This is a genomic window from Acidovorax sp. JMULE5 (genome assembly GCF_013376875.1).
Taxonomy (GTDB): Bacteria; Pseudomonadota; Gammaproteobacteria; order Burkholderiales; family Burkholderiaceae_C; genus Acidovorax; species Acidovorax facilis.
The window spans coordinates 1699170-1718808 of the sequence record NZ_CP035951.1 but is presented as its reverse complement, the minus strand read 5'-3'; the positions used below and the strand labels follow the sequence as shown (position 1 = coordinate 1718808).

The window sequence follows — 19639 nt, the reverse complement described above, 5'->3', positions numbered from 1 at the left end:
ACAGGTTCTGAAAGGCCCCATGCTCAAGCAGCGCGTTATCACAGCCCTTGTCCTGCTGGCCATTTTGCTGCCGGCGCTTTTTTACCCATCCACGGTGCCCTTCTCCGTAGTCGTGTTGGTGCTCATGGCCGCGGGTGCCTGGGAGTGGGGGCGTCTGAGCGGTTTTGGCCAGGCCGGCTCACTGACCGTGGGCGCTGCTTGTGTCGCACTGTGTGCGGGTTCGTGGGCCCTGGGCTGGGTCGATCGTCCGTTGACCGCCCTGTGGGTGGTGGGCGGGGGGCTGTGGGTCTTGGCGGCCGCCTGGCTGCTTAAGGCAGGGGTGCCTGGTTGGCCCCGCATTCCGGGTGGAGTGCGCCTGGTGGCCGGGGTATTGGCGCTGTGGCTCGCTTGGCTCGCCGTGGTGCAGGCGCGCAATGTGGGTATCAATTTCCTGTTGTCGGTGCTGCTCCTGGTGTGGGTCGCAGACATCTTTGCTTATTTCGCCGGCCGTGCTTTTGGCCTGCGCTTCACAAAAGGCAAGCTGGCCCCTTCGATCAGTCCTGGCAAAAGCTGGGAAGGGGTGTGGGGCGGCTTGGCGGGTGTGGTGGTCATGGCCTTCGCCTGGGTCGCTGCCGATGCGCACTGGCAGGCGGCTGTGCCCAGTTTTTACAGCCGCATGGCGCTACAAGGCTGGTGGATGCTGGTGCTTGCCGCACTGTTCATGGTGGCCATGAGTGTGTCGGGAGATCTCGTGGAGTCCCTCATCAAGCGCAGCGCCGGTGTCAAGGACAGCAGCGGCCTGTTGCCCGGACACGGTGGTGTGCTTGACCGCGTGGATGCTCTGCTGCCCACGCTCCCCCTGGCCATGATGCTCACGAGCCTGACGACTCCATGAAGAAACAACAAATCACCGTCCTCGGTTCCACCGGCTCCATTGGCACCAGCACGCTGGATGTGCTGGCCCGCCATCCCGATCGCTTCGAGGTGTTTGCGCTCAGCGCTGCCACCCAGGTCGATCTTCTGCTGGCGCAGTGTGCACAGTTCCGTCCTCGCTTCGCGGTGATGGCGAGCTCGCCCCATGCGGCGCTTCTGGCGGAAAAATTGGTGGCCAATAGCCTTCCAACGCAGGTCCTTCAAGCGCAAGATGCTCTTGAATTGATAGCGTCACACGATGAAGTGGATGCGGTGATGGCGGCCATTGTGGGCGCTGCGGGTCTCGCACCGTGTCTGGCGGCTGCGCGCGCGGGCAAGAGGTTGCTGCTGGCCAACAAGGAAGCGCTGGTGGTTGGCGGCGGGTTGTTCATGCAGACGGTGCGCGAGGGGCGGGCGACGCTGTTGCCCATCGATAGCGAACACTCCGCCATCTTTCAATGCCTGCCCGAAGACCCTGCCACTTGGGCGCAACGGGTGGACAGCATTTTGCTTACGGCTTCCGGGGGGCCGTTTCGGCAACGAGACCCGTCCACGCTGGCTGAGATCACACCTGCCCAGGCCTGCGCGCATCCCAATTTCTCGATGGGGCGCAAGATTTCGGTGGATTCGGCCACGATGATGAACAAGGCGCTCGAAGTGATCGAGGCCCGCTGGCTGTTCGATCTGCACCCGGACCAGATCAAGGTGGTGATCCATCCGCAGCAGATCATCCATTCCATGGTGCAGTTCAAGGATGCATCGATCCTGGCTCAATTGGGAACGCCCGACATGCGCGTGCCCATTGCCTGCGGCCTGGCCTGGCCGGAGCGCATTGCGAGTGGTGCGAGCACACTGGACTTTTCGACCCTGTCCGCGCTGGCGTTTGAAGACGCTGATGCCCACCGCTTCCCGGGTTTGCACCTGTCCTGGCAAGCGCTGAAAGCGGCCGAGGGGACGACGGCCGTATTGAATGCTGCCAATGAGGTGGCTGTGGGAGCGTTCTTGTCGGGGCGGCTTCGTTTTGACCATATTCATGCCGTGAATCTTGCAACTTTGGAGGCGGTTTCCCCCTCCAAGCCCAATTCGCTCGAAGCGTTGCTGGACCTGGATAGCCAGGCGCGCAATGCCGCTGAGCAAGCTGCAGACCGCCTGGCGGCCTGAGTTTCCACCGCAACACGGACCCGCACATGCTCCTCACCATCGTTGCCTTCATCGTGGCCCTCGGGCTTCTGATTGCCGTACACGAATACGGCCACTACCGGGTGGCCGTGGCATGCGGAGTGAAGGTGCTGCGCTTCTCGGTGGGCTTTGGCAACCCGCTGCTGCGCTGGCAACCCAAGGGCTCGCCCACGGAGTTTGTCCTGGGCGCGTTTCCGTTGGGTGGATACGTTCGCATGCTGGACGAGCGGGAAGCGCCTGTGCCCCCCGAAGAGCGGCATCTGGCCTTCAACACCCAACCTCTGCGGTCCCGCGCTGCCATCGTGGCCGCAGGCCCTGTTGCGAATCTGCTGCTGGCCGTGCTGCTGTATTCCATCGTCAACTGGAATGGGGTGGAGGAGCCCAAGGCGGTCCTGGCCAGCCCGGTGGCTGGTTCCGTGGCGCAGAGCGCGGGCCTGCGTGGCGGTGAACTGGTCGCGCAGGCAGCGTTGGGTTCGGACGACCTGGAACCCGTGCGGTCGTTTGAAGATTTGCGCTGGCTGCTTACTCGCGGTGCCCTGGAGGGGGTGAACGTGCGCCTGGATGTGCAGCCACAGTCGGGGGCTGCACACCGGGAAATTTTGCTGGACATGTCGAAGATCGACAGCCGCGAAGCAGACGCCCAGCTGTTTCGCAAAATAGGCATTCTGGGGCCATGGACACGTCCGGTGCTTGGCGAGGTCATGCCTGACGGAGCCGCTGCGCGCGCTGGATTGCGCCAAGGGGATGTGGTGCTCAAGATTGGCGCCATCGATGTGGTGGATGGCCAGCAGCTGCGCGAGTTGATCCGGCAGTCCGTGCGTGGCAGCGAGCCACTGGCCCAGCCTTGGCGCGTGGATCGCGCGGGGCAGGTGCTGACCTTGGATGTATTGCCGGAGGCCAAGCCGGAACTGGGCGCGACCATAGGCCGCATTGGGGCCTACGTTGGCGCTCCACCTGATTTCGTGACCGTTGAATATGGCGTGTTGGAAGGCGCTTGGGCCGGTGTGGTCAAGACCTGGGATGTGTCGGTATTGACGCTGCGCATGATGGGCCGCATGGTGATTGGTGAGGCATCTCTCAAGAATATCAGCGGGCCCTTGACCATCGCCGACTATGCTGGGCGTTCTGCCAGCCTGGGCCTAACGCAGTACCTCGTTTTCCTCGCCCTGATCAGCGTGAGCCTGGGCGTGCTCAACCTGCTACCGCTGCCCGTCTTGGACGGAGGGCACCTGATGTATTATCTTTGGGAGGGTGTCACGGGCAGGGGGGTGTCAGACGCGTGGATGGAGCGCCTGCAGCGTGGAGGCGTTGCGGTCTTGCTTCTCATGATGTCCATTGCCCTGTTCAACGATATCACTCGGCTCTTTGGCTAACACTTTTGCCGCGCTTGCCCTGCAACTGCGGCGCCAGCTTCATTCATGAAAAAACACATCAATCGCCTGGGCGTGCGTACCGCATCGGCCGTTGCAGCCATGATTTTTGCCGCCAATGCGGCATGGGCTCTGGAGCCTTTCAAGGTGCAGGACATCCGCGTCGAGGGGCTGCAGCGCGTCGAGCCCGGCACCGTGTTTGCCTCCATGCCACTGCGGGTTGGTGACGACTACAACGACGAGAAGGGCGCAGCTGCCATTCGCGCACTTTTTGGTCTGGGCCTGTTCAAGGACGTGCGCCTGGAGGCGACTGGCAATGTGCTGGTGGTTGTGGTGGAGGAGCGCCCCACTGTGGCCGACGTGGATTTCGCCGGTACCCGCGAGTTTGACAAGGATGCGCTGAAGAAGGCCATGCGCGATGTCGGGCTGACCGAAGGTCGTCCCTATGACAAGGCGCTGACCGACCGTGCCGAGCAGGAGCTCAAGCGCCAGTACATCAACAAGAGCCTCTATGGCGCCGAGGTCGTCACGACCGTGACCCCGATCGAGCGTAATCGCGTCAACCTGACTTTCACCGTGGTCGAAGGCGATCCCGCCCGCATCAAGGACGTACGCATTGTTGGCAACAAGGCCTTCAGCGAATCCACGCTCAAAGGCCTGTTTGATCAGGACACCGGTGGCTGGCTCAGCTGGTACACCAAGTCGGACCGCTATTCACGTGCCAAGCTCAACGCCGATCTGGAAACCCTGCGCTCCTACTACCTGCAGCGCGGCTATCTCGAATTCCGTGTCGACTCCACGCAGGTCGCCATTTCACCCGACAAACAGGATATCTCTATCACAGTCAATGTGACAGAAGGCGAGCGTTACGTGGTTTCTGGTGTGAAGCTGGAAGGCAACTATCTGGACCGGGAAGACGAGTTCAAGTCCCTGGTCACGATTCGCCCAGGCGAGCCCTACAACGCTGACCAGGTCACTGAAACGACCAAGGCCTTTTCCGAGTACTTCTCCCGTTTTGGCTTTGCGTTCGCGCGGGTAGAGGCCGTGCCCGAGATTGACCGCGAGAACAACCGCGTGGCCTTTGTGTTGCAGGCGGAACCCTCGCGCCGTGCCTATGTGCGCCGCATCAATGTGAGTGGCAACAACCGCACACGCGACGAAGTGATCCGCCGCGAGTTCCGCCAGTACGAAGCCTCCTGGTACGACGGTGAAAAAATCCGCCTGTCCCGTGATCGCGTGGACCGCCTGGGCTTCTTCACCGAGGTCAATGTGGAGACCCAGGAGGTGCCGGGCTCTCCAGACCAGGTGGACCTGGTGATCAACGTGGCAGAAAAACCCACCGGATCGTTGCAAATGGGGGTAGGTTTTTCCAGTGCCGAAAAGGTGTCGCTGTCGTTTGGTATCAAGCAAGAGAACATTTTTGGCTCTGGCAACTACCTGGGCATTGATGTCAACACCAGCAAGTACCGCCGCACGCTCGTGTTCAGCACCACCAATCCGTACTTCACGCCCGATGGCATTTCTCGCACGCTGGACGTGTACTACCGCACGGACAAGCCTTACGAAGACCAGGGCGGTAACTATGAGTTGGTGACCACCGGGACGTCGGTGCGATTCGGTGTTCCGTTCAGTGAAACCGATACCGTGTTCTTTGGCGGGGGGCTGGAGCAGACCAAGATCAAGGCGGGTACGAACATTCCCGCCACCTACCTGGCCTATGCCGACCAGTTTGGCTACAGCAGCACCTCCATTCCTTTGACGATCGGTTGGTCGCGGGACGACCGCGACAGCGCTCTGGCACCGAATTCCGGCCGCTATCAGCGCCTCAATTCAGAATGGTCGGTGGCTGGGGATGCTCGCTATGTGCGGGCCAACTACCAATACCAGCAGTATGTACCGCTGAACAAACGTTTCACCATCGCCTTCAATGGCGAAGTGGGTATCGGCAAGGGCATGAATGGCCGGCCGTTCCCGGTGTTCAAGAATTTCTATTCTGGCGGGTTGGGCTCGGTGCGTGGCTTTGACCAGGGTACCCTGGGTCCGCGCGACGTGACGGGGGCCTCTTTGGGGGGGCCAAAGAAGGTGACGCTGAACGCGGAACTGATCGCGCCGTTCCCGGGTGCAGGGAACGACCGGACGCTGCGTGTATTCACCTTCTTTGACGTGGGTAATGTGTACGGAGAAAACGAAAAAGTTACCTTCAGTGACATGCGTTCTTCCGTGGGCCTGGGCTTGAGCTGGATTTCCCCGCTCGGTCCTTTGCGTCTGGCTTTTGCGCAACCGGTGCGCAAGTTCGCCGGCGATAGAATCCAGAAACTGCAATTCCAGATTGGAACGTCTTTCTAATGAAATCCATTTCTCGCCATATCTCTTTGGCTCTGCTGCTTGGCTCCATGGCCGCGGCCGCCCCTGCGCAAGCTCAAGAGTCGTTCAAAGCCGGTTTTGTCAATACAGACCGCATCTTCCGTGAGGCCAGCACTGCCAAGGCTGCACAGGCCAAGCTGGAGCAGGAATTCTCCCGTCGCGAGAAAGAACTGGTGGACATGGGCAGTACCCTGAAGACCGCCACAGAGAAATTCGAACGCGAAGCCCCCACGATGGCTGAAAGCCAGCGTACGACCCGCCAGCGCCAACTGGTGGACCAGGACCGTGAATTTCAGCGCAAGCGCCGCGAGTTCCAGGAAGACCTGAGCGCCCGCAAGAACGAGGAACTGTCCCAGGTGCTCGAACGTGCGAACAAGGTCGTCAAACAAGTGGCGGAAGCCGAGAAGTACGACGTGATCCTCCAGGAGGCCGTCTACATCAACCCCAAGCATGACATCACCGACAAGGTGATCAAGGCACTGAATGCCTCTGCTGGCAAGTAAGCCAGAGCGCTGGACGGGTGGCGCGTGAGCTTGCTTCTTGGGCACATAGTTGATGCGCTCGGTGGCTCGCTGGAAGGAGGTGCGGCACGGGATGCCGTCATTTCCCGTATCGCGCCCCTGGAGGTTGCCGGGCCGGGAGATCTCAGTTTCCTGAGCAACCCCCGCTACCAACAGCAACTGGCCGCCTCCCGGGCGGCCTGTGTCATTGTGGCGCCTGCCATGCGCGATGCCGCTCTGGCGCGGGGTGCCTGCATCGTGGCGGACAACCCCTACGTGTATTTCGCGCGTGCCACCCAGTTGTGGCGGCAACGCAATGCGCCAGCGCAACAGGCAGGCGTGCACGCTAGTGCCGTGGTCGATCCTATGGCACTGGTGCACCCCACTGCGACCATTGGGCCGCTGTGTGTGGTGGAGCGTGGAGCGCAGGTGGGCGCGGGGACCATTCTCAAGTCGCGTGTAACCGTGGGCGAAGGCTGCACCATCGGCGCGCGTTGCATCGTGCACGCCGGTGTGGTGATTGGCGCGGATGGTTTTGGCTTTGCGCCTGAACAGGGGCAGTGGGTCAAGATCGAACAGCTCGGTGCCGTGCGCATCGGAGACGACGTCGAGATTGGTGCCAACACCTGCATCGACCGGGGCGCGCTTCAGGACACCGTCATCGAAGATGGCGTCAAGCTCGACAACCTGATCCAGATCGGCCACAACGTGCGCATCGGCAAGCACTCGGCCATGGCCGGGTGTGTGGGGGTGGCTGGCAGCGCGACCATTGGCGCGCACTGCACTGTGGGCGGCGGGGCGATTGTGCTGGGCCATCTGGAGCTGGCCGACAACGTGCATATCTCGGCAGCTACCGTGGTCACACGCTCGCTCACGCGACCTGGGCAATACACGGGCATGTTTCCCATCGACGACAATGCGCGCTGGGAAAAAAACGCTGCAACACTCAAACAACTGCACAGCTTGCGGGAGCGCATCAAGGCGCTTGAGCAGGCTCTCAAGGCAGCATGAACGGAAGAACAACTCGATGATGGATATTCACGCAATTCTCAAGCAACTGCCCCACCGCTACCCGTTCCTGCTGGTGGACAAAGTGATCGAGCTTGAGAGCAACACCCGCATCAAGGCCATCAAGAACGTGACGTTCAATGAGCCCTATTTCATGGGGCATTTCCCCGGACGTCCCGTGATGCCGGGTGTGTTGATCCTGGAGGCGCTGGCCCAGGCTGCGGGCTTGCTGGCATTTGATGCCATGGGCAAGGTGCCCGATGAGAACAATATCTACTACTTTGTGGGCATTGATGGTGCGCGTTTCAAGCGCCCTGTGGAGCCCGGCGACCAGTTGATCCTGAGCATCACCATCGATCGCGTTCGTGGCGGCATCTGGAAGTTCAAGGGCGTGGCCAGCGTGGGCGAAGAGGTGGCCTGCGAAGCCGAACTCATGTGCACCATGCGCAGCGTGGGTTGACCGACCCGGGCCTGTTGGATCGTGAGCAATATTCATCCCACTGCCATTGTTGCGGACGGCGCACGCCTGGACCCTTCGGTCACGGTGGGACCGTATGCGGTTATTGGTGAGCATGTGTCGATCGGTGCGGGCACGACGGTCGGCGCACATTGCGTCATTGACGGGCGCACGACGATTGGCGCCGACAACCGCATCTTTCAGTTCAACTCCATCGGCGCCATCCCGCAGGACAAGAAATATGCGGGCGAGCCTACCGAACTGGTCATCGGCGACCGCAACACCATCCGCGAGTTCTGCACCCTGAACCTCGGTGTGCCCCAGGCCGGTGGCATCACCACGGTGGGGGACGACAACTGGATCATGGCGTACACCCACATCGCCCATGATTGCCATGTGGGCAACCACACCACGCTGGCCAACAACACCACCCTGGCAGGCCATGTCCACCTGGGCGATTGGGTGACGGTGGGCGGGCTTACCGGCATCCACCAGTTCGTCAAGGTCGGGGCGCATGCCATGGTGGGCTTTGCCAGCGCAGTGTCGCAGGACGTGCCCCCCTTCATGCTGGTGGATGGCAACCCGCTGGCCGTGCGGGGCTATAACGTGGTGGGGCTGCGCCGCCGCGGCTTCTCGCCAGAGCGCATTGCTGCTGTCAAGCAGATGCACAAGCTGATCTACCGCCAGGGCCTCACGCTGGAGGCTGCACGTGCCGCCATTGCTGAGCTGGTGCAGTCCTCACCGCAGGCCAGCGAGGATGCCGCGATGATGGAGCGGTTCCTGGCCGACGCCACGCGCGGCATAGCGCGCTGAGGGCTGGGTGATGGCTGCTTCCCCCCGCGTCGCCATGGTGGCGGGCGAGACATCGGGCGACCTGCTGGCCGGTCTGTTGATCGACGGCATGCAGGCCCATTGGCCAGACCTGCAGACCTGCGGCATTGGTGGCCCGCAAATGCAACGCCGGGGTTTTGATGCCTGGTGGCCCAGCGAGAAGCTGGCAGTGCATGGCTACAGCATGGAAGTGCTGCGCCGTCTGCGCGAGTTGCTGGGCATCCGCAAGCAACTGCGTGAGCGGTTGCTCAAGGACAGCCCGGATGTCTTCATCGGTGTGGATGCCCCTGATTTCAACCTGGGGCTGGAAGCTGACCTGCGCGCTGCGGGCATCAAGACGGTGCATTTCGTGTGCCCCTCCATCTGGGCCTGGCGCGCGGAACGCGTCGAGAAGATTCGCCGCAGCGCTGATCACGTGCTGTGCATCTTTCCGTTCGAGCCTGAACTGCTCGCGCGCCATGGCATCGCCGCCACCTATGTGGGGCACCCGCTGGCGGGAGTGATTCCCATGGTGCCGGACCGCGCTGCCGCCCGCGCCCAGCTCGGGCTGCAGGATACGGACGAGGTGCTGGCCATTCTGCCGGGCAGCCGCTCTTCGGAGATCGCCTACATCACTCAACCCTTCTTTGAGGCTGCAGCGCTTGTCAGAAAAGCGCGACCAGCTATTAAATTGATAGTGCCTGCCGTGCCGGCGCTGCGCGAACGCATCGTGCAGGCAGCGCAAGCCGCTGGGCTGGGCGGTGTGGTGCAGATCGTTTCCGGGCAATCCCACGCCGTGCTCGCCGCCTGCGACACCACGCTGATCGCCAGTGGCACCGCCACGCTGGAGGCGGCCCTGTTCAAGCGCCCCATGGTCATTGGCTACCACATGCACCCATTGAGCTGGTGGCTCATGCGCCGCAAGCAGTTGCAGCCCTGGGTGGGCTTGCCCAACATCCTGTGTGGCGACTTCGTGGTGCCCGAGCTGATCCAGGATGCCGCGACACCCCAGGCGCTTTGCGCCGCAACGCTGCAATGGCTGGATGCGCGCCAGCACCATCCCGAAAAAATCACGGCCCTGGAGCAGCGCTTTACGGCGCTGCACGAGAGCCTGCGCCGCAACACTCCCCAACTGGCTGCCGATGCGATCCAGAAAATCCTCCATCCCGCTGCCTGAACAGGCCTGCCTGCCCTGGCACCCGCCAGGCCTTGTGGCCGGCGTGGATGAAGCGGGCCGTGGCCCGCTGGCGGGGCCTGTGGTGGCTGCTGCAGTCATCCTGGACGATCTGCATCCCATCGCAGGCCTGGCAGACTCCAAAAAGCTCACGCCCGCCCGGCGCGAAAAGCTCTACGACGAAATCCGCGCCAAGGCGCTGTGCTGCAGCATTGCCGAGGCCAGCGTGGAAGAGATCGATCAGCTCAACATCCTGCAGGCCACGATGCTGGCCATGCGGCGGGCCGTGATGGGGCTGCGCCTGAAGCCCGTCATGGTCCTCGTCGATGGCAATCGGCTGCCCACGCTCGACATCCAGGCTGAGGCCATCGTCAAGGGTGATGCGCTGGTGCCGGCCATCTCGGCCGCATCCATCCTGGCCAAGGTGCACCGTGACCGCTGGTGTGTGCAGGTGCATGAAGAATTTCCCCAATACGGATTTGCGGGCCACAAAGGCTATGGCACGGCGGTGCACATGGCGGCCCTGCGTGAGCACGGCGCGTGCGTCCACCACCGGCGTTCCTTTGCGCCCGTGGCGCAGAATCTGCGCGGCTGAACCTGCCCAACCATGACATCCTCCTCGATCACCACCATCCATTCGCGGGACAACACGTTCGTGAAAGACCTGCGCCGTCTTGCGCAGGACACCACGGCCTACCGCAAACAAGGCCGGGTTTGGCTGGAGGGCGATCACCTTTGCCGCGCGGCCCTGGAGCGTGGCCAGCGCGCATCCATTGCGGTGTTTTCAGAGTCTTTTTGGCCGCTGGCGCAGGTAGGGTGGGTGCAAACTGCTATGAAAATCATAGTAATTGCTGACGCACTGTTTGCCGACATCAGTGGGCTGGAGTCGCCCGCTCGGATGGGTTTCATCATGGATTTGCCCGCGCCCGCTGCGGTGCATCCGGGTGCGGCGACCGTGGTGCTGGACCGTGTGCAGGACGCTGGGAATGTGGGCTCCATCTTGCGCAGTGCGTCCGCGTTCGGGTTCCGGCAGGTGGTTGCCATCAAGGGCAGCGCCGCATTGTGGTCCCCCAAGGTGCTGCGGGCGGGCATGGGTGCGCATTTCGCGCTGGACCTGATCGAGGGCGTGGAGCACGGCGAGCTTCAATCGCTGCAGGTGCCCATGCTTGTGACCAGCTCGCACGCCGGAGACTGGTTGCACCGTGCCGCCTTGCCCTGGCCGTGTGCATGGGTGTTGGGCCACGAAGGGCAGGGCGTTTCCCCTGCACTGGAAGAGCGTGCCGCTCTGCGCATCCGCATTGCACAACCGGGCGGCGAAGAGTCGCTCAATGTGGCGGCCGCTGCAGCGATCTGCCTGCATGCGAGCGGCGCCGGGCGCTGAAGCCACCGCTTCTTGATCGTTTCCAGCAGATCTCAGGGGGGCGGAGCGCCCCACTCGTTTTTAGAGATTGCGCAGGAACTGGCGCACGAATTCTTCCTGGTTGGGGGCGTCCTTCTCCGTGCTGAACAGCACCTGCTGGTTCTCCACCCGGATTTTTAGCTGCGGCGCGAATTTGCATTGCACCAAGCCCAGGCCGGGTGCCGTGCTTTTGAAGGCGGGGGTGTTGCGGCACATGGACTCCAGCTCTGATGCCACCACGCCGCAGAAGCTGCCGATGCTCAGCGACTGGAGTTTCTCGTCGTCAATCGTGGCCCAGTCAACGTTGGTCTTCACTGGCGTACCGCATGCAGCGGTGGCGTCCTGGTCGGCCTTGCCCAGTTCGGCCTGCACGCTGGCCAGGCGCTTGTTGCGGTCAAAGCGGGCCAGCTTGTCCTGCAGGCCCTGCTTTTGTTGGCCTTTGTAGCTGGCCAGCAGGTCCGCCAGCTTGAAGGCCTTGCTCTTTTCTTCACTGAAGGCCAGTGGCACGCCATCGCGCTTGCCTGGCAGGTACACCACATAGTGGTCGCCATTGCGATAGGCCTGGTTCTGCTTTTGCAGCAGACCATAGCTGCGGCCATCGAGCGTGGTGGCGTATACCTCGCGCGCCGAGCCCCTTTGCTCCAACTGGCTCAGGAAGACGACCTGATCGATGGGGTCGTTGATGCCGCTCACTCGCACCAGAGCCTGCTTGCCGTCTGCGGTGGGGGCCAGCACGACTTCAACGCCGTGGGGCGCCACGAAGACCTGGGGGTATTTCGCCAGCTCCAGGGCCTGAGCGGCCATGGCGGCACACAGGCCTGCCAGGAAAAGGGCGAGGGGGCGGAGAAAAATGCGCATCGGGATCAGCCTTTGGAGTGGGGGCGGTAGGGAAACGGGGCGAAGTCTAGGGTGCCCGTTGTCCTCTGAAATGCCTGGAACACTTGCTTACGTAACAAGGTTATGCAAGACGCGCATTTGTTGGTGAGCGCGCCATGAAGGATATAATCGGGAGCTTTTCTCGCAACAGCGTCGCCCGACCGCACCCAAAGCAACAACCCATCTGAGAGCAGCCACCAGCACTTGCGTACCTTTGCGTGCACGAGTGGACTGCAGGCGCCGGGCGACCGTAACCATCCGGAGAACCCAGTGCTTTTGTCTCTACAGGGAAACTTCCCGCCCGCCATCCTGGCGCTCGCAGACGGCACGGTCTTTATCGGCAATTCGATTGGTGCCACCGGCACCACTGTCGGCGAAGTGGTGTTCAACACCGCCATCACCGGCTACCAGGAAATCCTCACCGACCCGAGCTACTGCCAGCAGATCGTGACCCTCACGTATCCGCACATCGGCAACTACGGCGTCAATGTGGAGGACATCGAAGCCGACAAGGTCCACGCCGCAGGCCTGATCATCAAAGACCTGCCCCTGCTGGCAAGCAACTTCCGCTCCACGGAAACGCTCTCGCAATACCTTGTGCGTGAGAAGACCGTTGCCATCGCCAACATCGACACCCGCAAGCTCACGCGCCTGCTGCGCAGCAAGGGTGCGCAAAACGGCGCCATCATCGGCCTTGCCGCAGGGCAGGCTGTCACGCAGGCGCTCATCGACGAAGCCATCGCCAAGGCCAAGGCGGCCCCCAACATGGCCGGGCTGGACCTGGCCCAGGTGGTGACCACGGCAGCGCGTTATGAGTGGACGCAGACAGAGTGGAAACTGGGTACTGGCTACGGCGAACTGTCGGCCCCACAGTTTCACGTAGTGGCGTACGACTTCGGCGTCAAGAAGAACATCCTGCGCATGCTGGCGGAACGCGGCTGCAAGGTCACCGTGGTGCCCGCCAAGACGCCGGCCGCTGATGTGCTGGCTCTCAAACCCGATGGCGTTTTCCTGTCCAACGGCCCTGGCGACCCAGAGCCTTGCGACTACGCGATTGCAGCGACCCGCACCATTGTGGACAGCGGCATGCCCACGTTCGGCATCTGCCTGGGGCACCAGATCATGGCCCTGGCTGCTGGTGCCAAGACCTTCAAGATGACCCACAGTCACCATGGTGCCAACCACCCGGTGAAGGACCTGGACACGGGCCGCGTGAGCATCACGAGCCAGAACCACGGTTTTGCGGTGGACATGGAATCGCTGCCCGCCCATCTGCGCGCCACGCACGTCAGCCTGTTTGACGGCACGCTGCAAGGGCTGGTCCACAAGGACAAGCCCGCCTTCTGTTTCCAGGGGCATCCTGAGGCATCCCCAGGTCCGCACGACATCGCATACCTCTTTGACCGCTTCACCGACGCCATGCGCGCGGCAAAAGCTGGTTAAGCGCGGAAGGAATCAGCACCATGAAACTGTTCAGCTTCCCCCTTGCATCGCTCGAAAAGGCGATCCACAAGCGTGTCCTGACCCTGCCTTCGCCCCACCGTGAGTGGTTCACGGAACGTTGGGCGCAAAAGCCCTACAAGAAAGCGTTCGTCGAGAACAAGGCCATGCCGCTCGTCACGCTCGTGGCCAAGGGCAAGACGCTGGACGATGCCGCCTTTGCAGAGCTGCTGCAGGAGTGGGAAGTGACGTTTTATGACGCGGAAGAAGAAGTCTTGCGCCCGCTGATCCAGGGCGACGGCCTGCTGCAGCTGATGCAGAAGAACCTTCCTCCCGCACGCGCAGAGGCGCTGCTTGCCAAGTTGACCCAGCGGCGTTTGCCCGCAGATGCAACAGCAGCCTCTGCCCCAACCCCCAGCCCCCAGGCAGCCGAACCCACGATCGACTGATCGACGCAACATGCCAAAACGCACAGACATCAAAAGCATCCTCATCATCGGCGCTGGCCCGATCATCATCGGCCAGGCCTGCGAGTTCGACTACTCCGGCGTACAGGCCTGCAAGGCCCTGCGCGAAGAGGGCTACAAGGTCATCCTGATCAACAGCAACCCCGCGACGATCATGACCGACCCGGCCACGGCCGACGTGACCTACATCGAGCCCATCACCTGGCAGACGGTCGAGAAGATCATCGCCAAGGAGCGCCCCGACGCCATCCTGCCCACCATGGGAGGGCAGACGGCGCTCAACTGCGCCCTGGACCTGTGGCACCACGGCGTGCTCGACAAGTACAAGGTCGAGCTGATCGGCGCCACGCCCGAGGCCATCGACAAGGCCGAAGACCGCTTGAAGTTCAAGGACGCCATGACCAAGATCGGTCTGGGCTCCGCGCGCTCCGGCATCGCCCACAGCATGGACGAAGCCTGGGCCGTGCAAAAGACCGTGGGTTTCCCCACCGTGATCCGCCCCAGCTTCACGCTGGGCGGTACCGGCGGCGGCATTGCCTACAACCCTGAAGAGTTCGAGACCATCTGCAAGCGCGGCCTGGAAGCATCGCCCACCAACGAGCTGCTGATCGAAGAGTCGCTGCTGGGCTGGAAAGAGTACGAGATGGAAGTGGTCCGCGACAAGGCGGACAACTGCATCATCATCTGCTCCATCGAAAACCTGGACCCGATGGGTGTGCACACTGGCGACTCGATCACCGTGGCCCCCGCGCAGACGCTGACCGACAAGGAATACCAGATCATGCGCAACGCCTCGCTGGCAGTGCTGCGTGAAATTGGTGTGGACACGGGTGGCTCCAATGTGCAGTTCTCGGTCAACCCGAAGGACGGCCGCATGATCGTCATCGAGATGAACCCGCGCGTGTCGCGTTCGTCGGCGCTGGCCTCCAAGGCCACGGGCTTCCCGATTGCCAAGGTCGCCGCCAAGCTGGCCGTGGGCTACACGCTGGACGAGCTCAAGAACGAAATCACGGGCGGTGCGACGCCTGCATCGTTCGAGCCTTCGATCGACTACGTGGTCACCAAGATCCCACGTTTTGCGTTCGAAAAATTCCCCACGGCCGACAGCCGCCTGACCACGCAGATGAAGTCGGTGGGCGAGGTCATGGCCATGGGCCGCACCTTCCAGGAATCCTTCCAGAAAGCCCTGCGCGGCCTGGAAGTGGGCGTGGACGGCATGAACGAGAAAACCCAGGACCGCGAGACGCTCGAAAAAGAACTGGGCGAGCCCGGTCCCGAGCGCATCTGGTACGTGGGCGATGCGTTTGCCATGGGTCTTTCGGTCGATGAAGTGTTCGAGCTGACCAAGATTGACAAATGGTTCCTGGTGCAGATTGAGCAGATCGTGAAGATCGAGCTGGACATCGACAAGCTGGTGGCCGAAAAGGGTGACGGTGCCCTGGCGGCGCTGGATGCCGGCACGCTGCTCACGCTCAAGCAAAAAGGTTTCTCCGACCGCCGCTTGGCCAAGCTGCTCAAGACCACCGAGAAGGCGGTGCGCGAAGCACGCCGTGCGCTCAAAGTGCGCCCCGTGTACAAGCGTGTGGACACCTGTGCGGCCGAGTTCGCTACCAACACCGCGTACCTGTACTCCACTTACGAAGTCGCCACCCACGGTGGTGTCGCCGAATGCGAGTCGGAGCCTACGAACAACAAGAAGATCATGGTGCTTGGCGGTGGCCCCAACCGCATCGGCCAGGGCATCGAGTTCGACTACTGCTGCGTGCATGCGGCCCTCGCTATGCGCGAAGACGGCTACGAGACCATCATGGTCAACTGCAACCCCGAAACCGTCTCCACCGACTATGACACCTCCGACCGCCTGTACTTCGAGCCCGTGACGCTCGAAGACGTGCTGGAGATTGTGGACAAGGAAAAGCCGGTCGGCGTGATCGTGCAGTACGGCGGCCAGACGCCCCTGAAGCTTGCCCTGGGTCTGGAGGCCGCTGGCGTTCCGATCATCGGCACCAGCCCCGACATGATCGACGCGGCTGAAGACCGCGAGCGCTTCCAGAAGCTGCTGGGTGAGCTCGGCCTGCGCCAGCCGCCCAACGCCACGGCACGCACAGAACCCGAAGCCCTGGAGAAGGCCGCCGCTCTGGGCTACCCCCTGGTGGTGCGCCCCAGCTACGTGCTGGGCGGCCGCGCGATGGAAATCGTGCACGAGCAGCGCGACCTGGAGCGCTACATGCGCGAGGCCGTGAAGGTCAGCAACGACTCGCCGGTGCTGCTCGACCGCTTCCTCTCCAACGCCATCGAGTGCGACGTGGACTGCGTGCGCGATTCGGCGGGCGTCACCTTTATCGGCGGGGTCATGGAACACATCGAGCAGGCGGGCGTGCACAGTGGCGACTCCGCCTGCTCACTGCCCCCGTACTACCTGTCGCAGCCCACCATCGACGAGATCAAGCGCCAGACCGCCGCCATGGCCCAGGGCCTGAACGTGGTGGGACTGATGAACGTGCAGTTCGCCATCCAGGAGATGGAAGGCAAGGACGTGATCTACGTGCTGGAAGTGAACCCCCGCGCCTCGCGCACGGTGCCGTTTGTTTCCAAGGCCACGGGCATCCAGCTGGCCAAGGTCGCGGCGCGCTGCATGGCGGGTCAAACGCTGGCCTCGCAGGGCATCACCAAGGAAGTGACACCGCCGTACTTCAGCGTGAAGGAGGCCGTGTTCCCGTTCGTGAAGTTCCCCGGCGTGGACACCATCCTCGGCCCAGAGATGAAGTCCACCGGCGAAGTCATGGGCGTGGGCAAGACCTTCGGCGAAGCCTTTGTGAAGAGCCAACTGGGTGCTGGCACCAAGCTGCCCACATCGGGCAAGGTGTTCCTCACTGTAAAGAATGCCGACAAGCCGCGTGCCGTGGACATCGCCCGCCAACTGGTGGCGCTGGGCTTTGAGCTGGTGGCGACCAAGGGCACTGCAGCTGCGATTGCCGAAGCTGGCGTGCCTGTGGGTGTGGTCAACAAGGTGACCGAAGGCCGCCCGCACATCGTGGACATGATCAAGAACAACGAGATCGTCATGGTCATCAACACCGTGGAAGAGCGCCGCAATGCGATTGCCGATTCGCGTGCGATCCGCACCTCGTCGCTGCTGGCCCGCGTGACCACGTTCACCACCATCTTTGGTGCAGAAGCGGCCGTGGAGGGCATGAAGTACCTGGACAAGCTCGACGTGTACTCGGTGCAGGAGCTGCACGCCCAACTGGCTGCCTGAGCATCGGCAAAAGCGGCATAATTGCCGCCTGAACAGACACCGCCGCGCGGCAACGTGCGGCGGTTTCCTTTTGTAGACTTGCCATTCGCATCGCCCAGCGCAGCGCGGGCATGCCTGGCGATTGACCGGTGGAAGTGCTTCTGGCGCTTTCACCGTTTTGATTTATGGAGACGCAACACGATGGCCACCATTCCGATTACCAAGCGCGGCGCTGAAAAGCTCAAGGAAGAACTGCACCGCCTCAAGACCGTAGAGCGCCCCGCTGTGATCACGGCAATTGCCGAAGCGCGCGCGCAGGGCGACCTCAGCGAAAACGCTGACTATGACGCCGCCAAGGACCGCCAGGGCTTCATCGAAGGCCGCATCCAGGAGATCGAGGGCAAGCTGTCGGTGGCGCAGGTGATCGACCCCAGCGCCGTGGATGGCGGCGGCAAGGTCGTCTTTGGCGCCACGGTCGAACTGGAAGATGAAGAGTCTGGCGACCTCGTGAAATACCAGATCGTGGGTGAGGACGAGGCAGATCTGAAGCAAGGGCTCATCAATATCTCGAGCCCCATCGCCCGCGCCTTGATCGGCAAGGAAGAGGGCGATACCGCCGAAGTGCAGGCCCCCGGCGGGATTCGCCGCTACGAAGTGGTGGCGGTCAGCTACCAGTGAGCGGGCACGGCATGTTCCACCGCCTTCCGGCCTTGGTCGCTGCGCTCTGGTGGGGCAGCCTGACTACCATCGGGTTTCTGGTCGTGCCCATGCTGTTTGCCCACCTTCCGTCGCCCATGGTGGCGGGCAACATGGCGGCCAAGCTGTTTGCGGCGCAGACCTGGGTGGCGGTCGCCTGCTGTCTGGTTCTGCTGCTGATTTCAAGGCCAAAACAGGCGATAGCGCTGTATCCATGGGCGCAAGCTGCTATGGTTTTTATACTCGGTGGCATGCTGCTGGCGTTGCTCACGCAGTTTGGCGTGGCGCCGCGTATCGTGGCGCGGCAGGATTTGCGCCTGTGGCACAGCGTAGGGACGGTGATGTATGTGCTGCAGTGGTGCTGCGCACTGGCCGTGTTGTGGCAAACACTGCGCCAGGTTCAGAAGCCGCCGTTGTTGCCGGACGGGCCTGACGGCACTGCAGACGACTGAAGCGAGCGCTGGTCGCAACCAGCGCTGCCTCCAACCCGCCTATTCGCGCCAGTGCTCCGCCACCCAGGTGGCCGGACGAATGAAGCGGAACCGCCGGTTGCGCCGCCCGGCCAAAGCATCGGGGGGATTGCATTCCCCATGAAAGATCACGATGCGGGCGCCCGCTGGCACAAACGGCGGGCGCCAGTAGTTGGTCGGCCAGGGCGGTATGCCATGGTATTTGAAGCTCGGGCACCACGCCGCAGGCCAGTATTGCAACTTGCCCTGTCGGTGAAGGAAGTCCGACAAGTAGGCCTGCTCGTTGCGAAACTGCTCACGAATTTCTGAGAAATGCGCGCGAAAGTGCTCCAGCACGTCGGGGTGAGCTCCCAGCTCAAAGCGATAGACCGAGGAGTTGCCCGTGATGCGCCATGGGCGCTTGTAGTCGTGGATGATCAGGAATTCACCCGGTTGGGTGAAAAAATCGTCCAGGCTGCCGGTGATGACCACGTCCACATCCAGGAACAAGGCCGTGCCTCGAAGTCCGTGCAGGTCCTTGCTGAAAGTGACCAGCTTGGTCCAGCCCCGCTCGGGGATGCCGGGTGGCAGATCGAGTGCGGGGATGGGCAGGCACTGCACTTCGCTGCGAATGCCCGTGCTGTCATCGGTCAGGCAGACAAAGCGAAAATCCCCGCTCAGGTGCCTGCGCACCATGGCATACAGCCGGTTGACGTATTCGGGGCCGTATTTCGTGCCCCACTTCATGCAGAGGATGTGGCGGGCGGGCGCCATGCCGGCAGGTGCTGCAAAGTTTGCAGGTACTGCCGAACCTGCATCGTGGCTCATCAGTCTGCCTGGCGCTTCTTGATGGATTTTTGCTTGGGCTTGGCGCGCTTGATCTGACCGCCCGAAGTGAGGCGCTGGTTGCCCAGCACGCGCAGTTGCTTGATCTCGGGGCGCTGGCCGCCGCGCTTGCTGTATTTGAGCACCTTGACGTCGCGCGGGCCGGGCATGCGGTCCTCATCGACCGTACGCTCCTTGACGGGTTGGGGGCGCCACAGCACCAGCAGCTTGCCGATGTGCTGGATGGGGGCTGCGTTGAGTTCGGCGGTCAGCTCCTGGTACATCAGCTCGCGCGCCACGCGGTCATCGTTGAAAACGCGCACCTTGATCAGGCCATGGGCGTTCAGGGCGGCGTCGATTTCCTTCTTGACCGCAGGGGTGAGTCCATCGCCGCCGACCAGGACGACGGGGTCCAGGTGGTGGGCATTGGCGCGTTGTTCCCGGCGCTCGGCGGGAGTCAGTTGAATTTGGGGCATGGGCCGTATTATCGGCGGTG

The 19639-nt window shown here is 62.5% G+C and carries 19 protein-coding genes; 16 read left to right on the top strand and 3 right to left on the bottom strand.

Features of this window, described 5'->3' with window-relative positions:
- Positions 1–19: 19 nt before the first annotated feature.
- The 11 genes from EXV95_RS07725 to EXV95_RS07675 are packed head-to-tail and all read left to right on the top strand — an operon-like array spanning position 20 to position 11134.
- Positions 20–874 carry a phosphatidate cytidylyltransferase gene (locus tag EXV95_RS07725; RefSeq protein ID WP_176886407.1) on the top strand — a complete coding sequence of 285 codons (855 nt, stop codon included), beginning with the start codon at positions 20–22 and terminating at the stop codon, positions 872–874.
- On the top strand, positions 871–2052 hold the full coding sequence (gene ispC / locus EXV95_RS07720) for a 1-deoxy-D-xylulose-5-phosphate reductoisomerase (RefSeq protein WP_176886406.1): 1182 nt from the start codon (positions 871–873) through the stop codon (positions 2050–2052). Before EXV95_RS07725 ends, ispC begins: the two co-directional genes overlap by 4 nt.
- 26 nt (positions 2053–2078) lie before the next feature.
- The gene (rseP, locus tag EXV95_RS07715; RefSeq protein ID WP_176886405.1) at positions 2079–3443 is read left to right on the top strand and encodes an RIP metalloprotease RseP; all 1365 of its coding nucleotides are present in this window, start codon (positions 2079–2081) and stop codon (positions 3441–3443) included.
- Positions 3444–3488: 45 nt separating this feature from the next.
- Positions 3489–5786, top strand: coding sequence for an outer membrane protein assembly factor BamA (bamA, locus tag EXV95_RS07710; protein ID WP_176886404.1), 2298 nt, complete (start codon positions 3489–3491; stop codon positions 5784–5786).
- Positions 5786–6307, top strand: a complete 522-nt coding sequence (locus tag EXV95_RS07705) for an OmpH family outer membrane protein (RefSeq protein WP_176886403.1) — start codon at positions 5786–5788, stop codon at positions 6305–6307. The genes bamA and EXV95_RS07705 overlap by 1 nt, the downstream gene beginning before the upstream one ends.
- A gap of 24 nt (positions 6308–6331) precedes the next feature.
- The gene (gene lpxD / locus EXV95_RS07700; protein ID WP_176886402.1) at positions 6332–7315 is read left to right on the top strand and encodes a UDP-3-O-(3-hydroxymyristoyl)glucosamine N-acyltransferase; all 984 of its coding nucleotides are present in this window, start codon (positions 6332–6334) and stop codon (positions 7313–7315) included.
- 16 nt (positions 7316–7331) lie between these two features.
- The gene (gene fabZ, locus EXV95_RS07695) at positions 7332–7772 is read left to right on the top strand and encodes a 3-hydroxyacyl-ACP dehydratase FabZ (RefSeq protein WP_010457855.1); all 441 of its coding nucleotides are present in this window, start codon (positions 7332–7334) and stop codon (positions 7770–7772) included.
- 21 nt (positions 7773–7793) lie between these two features.
- Positions 7794–8582: an acyl-ACP--UDP-N-acetylglucosamine O-acyltransferase gene (gene lpxA, locus EXV95_RS07690; RefSeq protein WP_176886401.1), complete on the top strand. Its 789-nt coding sequence runs from the start codon at positions 7794–7796 to the stop codon at positions 8580–8582.
- Positions 8583–8592: 10 nt separating this feature from the next.
- Complete coding sequence (gene lpxB / locus EXV95_RS07685; protein ID WP_176886400.1) at positions 8593–9756, top strand: lipid-A-disaccharide synthase; 1164 nt, start codon at positions 8593–8595, stop codon at positions 9754–9756.
- The gene (gene rnhB / locus EXV95_RS07680) at positions 9722–10348 is read left to right on the top strand and encodes a ribonuclease HII (RefSeq protein ID WP_055398236.1); all 627 of its coding nucleotides are present in this window, start codon (positions 9722–9724) and stop codon (positions 10346–10348) included. The genes lpxB and rnhB overlap by 35 nt, the downstream gene beginning before the upstream one ends.
- A gap of 12 nt (positions 10349–10360) precedes the next feature.
- Positions 10361–11134, top strand: a complete 774-nt coding sequence (locus tag EXV95_RS07675) for an RNA methyltransferase (RefSeq protein WP_176886399.1) — start codon at positions 10361–10363, stop codon at positions 11132–11134.
- Between the two features lie 60 nt (positions 11135–11194).
- Here the strand turns inward: EXV95_RS07675 and EXV95_RS07670 are convergent, their stop codons facing one another.
- Complete coding sequence (locus EXV95_RS07670) at positions 11195–12010, bottom strand: hypothetical protein (RefSeq protein WP_176886398.1); 816 nt, start codon at positions 12008–12010, stop codon at positions 11195–11197.
- 288 nt (positions 12011–12298) lie between these two features.
- On the opposite strand from EXV95_RS07670, the gene carA reads away from it, so the two are divergent.
- From carA to EXV95_RS07645, 5 genes are all read left to right on the top strand, one after another.
- Positions 12299–13471 carry a glutamine-hydrolyzing carbamoyl-phosphate synthase small subunit gene (carA, locus tag EXV95_RS07665; RefSeq protein ID WP_176886397.1) on the top strand — a complete coding sequence of 391 codons (1173 nt, stop codon included), beginning with the start codon at positions 12299–12301 and terminating at the stop codon, positions 13469–13471.
- A 20-nt stretch (positions 13472–13491) separates the two neighbouring features.
- Positions 13492–13917 (top strand): hypothetical protein, encoded by a 426-nt coding sequence (locus tag EXV95_RS07660; protein ID WP_055398232.1) that lies wholly within the window; start codon positions 13492–13494, stop codon positions 13915–13917.
- Between the two features lie 10 nt (positions 13918–13927).
- Positions 13928–17194 (top strand): carbamoyl-phosphate synthase large subunit, encoded by a 3267-nt coding sequence (carB, locus tag EXV95_RS07655; RefSeq protein ID WP_176886396.1) that lies wholly within the window; start codon positions 13928–13930, stop codon positions 17192–17194.
- A gap of 180 nt (positions 17195–17374) precedes the next feature.
- Positions 17375–17851, top strand: a complete 477-nt coding sequence (greA, locus tag EXV95_RS07650; protein ID WP_055398230.1) for a transcription elongation factor GreA — start codon at positions 17375–17377, stop codon at positions 17849–17851.
- Between the two features lie 11 nt (positions 17852–17862).
- A complete protein-coding gene (locus tag EXV95_RS07645; protein WP_176886395.1) occupies positions 17863–18321 on the top strand; it encodes a DUF4149 domain-containing protein in 459 nt (152 codons plus the stop codon).
- Between the two features lie 39 nt (positions 18322–18360).
- Here the strand turns inward: EXV95_RS07645 and EXV95_RS07640 are convergent, their stop codons facing one another.
- Both EXV95_RS07640 and EXV95_RS07635 read right to left on the bottom strand, forming a co-directional pair.
- The gene (locus EXV95_RS07640; protein WP_370460209.1) at positions 18361–19146 is read right to left on the bottom strand and encodes a glycosyltransferase; all 786 of its coding nucleotides are present in this window, start codon (positions 19144–19146) and stop codon (positions 18361–18363) included.
- A complete protein-coding gene (locus EXV95_RS07635) occupies positions 19146–19619 on the bottom strand; it encodes a YhbY family RNA-binding protein (RefSeq protein WP_055398227.1) in 474 nt (157 codons plus the stop codon). Before EXV95_RS07635 ends, EXV95_RS07640 begins: the two co-directional genes overlap by 1 nt.
- Positions 19620–19639: the final 20 nt, after the last annotated feature.

Bases quoted from the DNA above. Each gene is read 5' to 3' on its own strand.
- EXV95_RS07725 (WP_176886407.1), top strand. From the start codon at position 20: ATGCTCAAGCAGCGCGTTATCACAGCCCTTGTCCTGCTGGCCATTTTG.
- ispC (WP_176886406.1), top strand. From the start codon at position 871: ATGAAGAAACAACAAATCACCGTCCTCGGTTCCACCGGCTCCATTGGC.
- rseP (WP_176886405.1), top strand. From the start codon at position 2,079: ATGCTCCTCACCATCGTTGCCTTCATCGTGGCCCTCGGGCTTCTGATT.
- bamA (WP_176886404.1), top strand. From the start codon at position 3,489: ATGAAAAAACACATCAATCGCCTGGGCGTGCGTACCGCATCGGCCGTT.
- EXV95_RS07705 (WP_176886403.1), top strand. From the start codon at position 5,786: ATGAAATCCATTTCTCGCCATATCTCTTTGGCTCTGCTGCTTGGCTCC.
- fabZ (WP_010457855.1), top strand. From the start codon at position 7,332: ATGATGGATATTCACGCAATTCTCAAGCAACTGCCCCACCGCTACCCG.
- lpxB (WP_176886400.1), top strand. From the start codon at position 8,593: ATGGCTGCTTCCCCCCGCGTCGCCATGGTGGCGGGCGAGACATCGGGC.
- rnhB (WP_055398236.1), top strand. From the start codon at position 9,722: ATGCGATCCAGAAAATCCTCCATCCCGCTGCCTGAACAGGCCTGCCTG.
- EXV95_RS07675 (WP_176886399.1), top strand. From the start codon at position 10,361: ATGACATCCTCCTCGATCACCACCATCCATTCGCGGGACAACACGTTC.
- EXV95_RS07670 (WP_176886398.1), bottom strand. From the start codon at position 12,010: ATGCGCATTTTTCTCCGCCCCCTCGCCCTTTTCCTGGCAGGCCTGTGT.
- EXV95_RS07660 (WP_055398232.1), top strand. From the start codon at position 13,492: ATGAAACTGTTCAGCTTCCCCCTTGCATCGCTCGAAAAGGCGATCCAC.
- carB (WP_176886396.1), top strand. From the start codon at position 13,928: ATGCCAAAACGCACAGACATCAAAAGCATCCTCATCATCGGCGCTGGC.
- greA (WP_055398230.1), top strand. From the start codon at position 17,375: ATGGCCACCATTCCGATTACCAAGCGCGGCGCTGAAAAGCTCAAGGAA.
- EXV95_RS07645 (WP_176886395.1), top strand. From the start codon at position 17,863: ATGTTCCACCGCCTTCCGGCCTTGGTCGCTGCGCTCTGGTGGGGCAGC.
- EXV95_RS07640 (WP_370460209.1), bottom strand. From the start codon at position 19,146: ATGAGCCACGATGCAGGTTCGGCAGTACCTGCAAACTTTGCAGCACCT.
- EXV95_RS07635 (WP_055398227.1), bottom strand. From the start codon at position 19,619: ATGCCCCAAATTCAACTGACTCCCGCCGAGCGCCGGGAACAACGCGCC.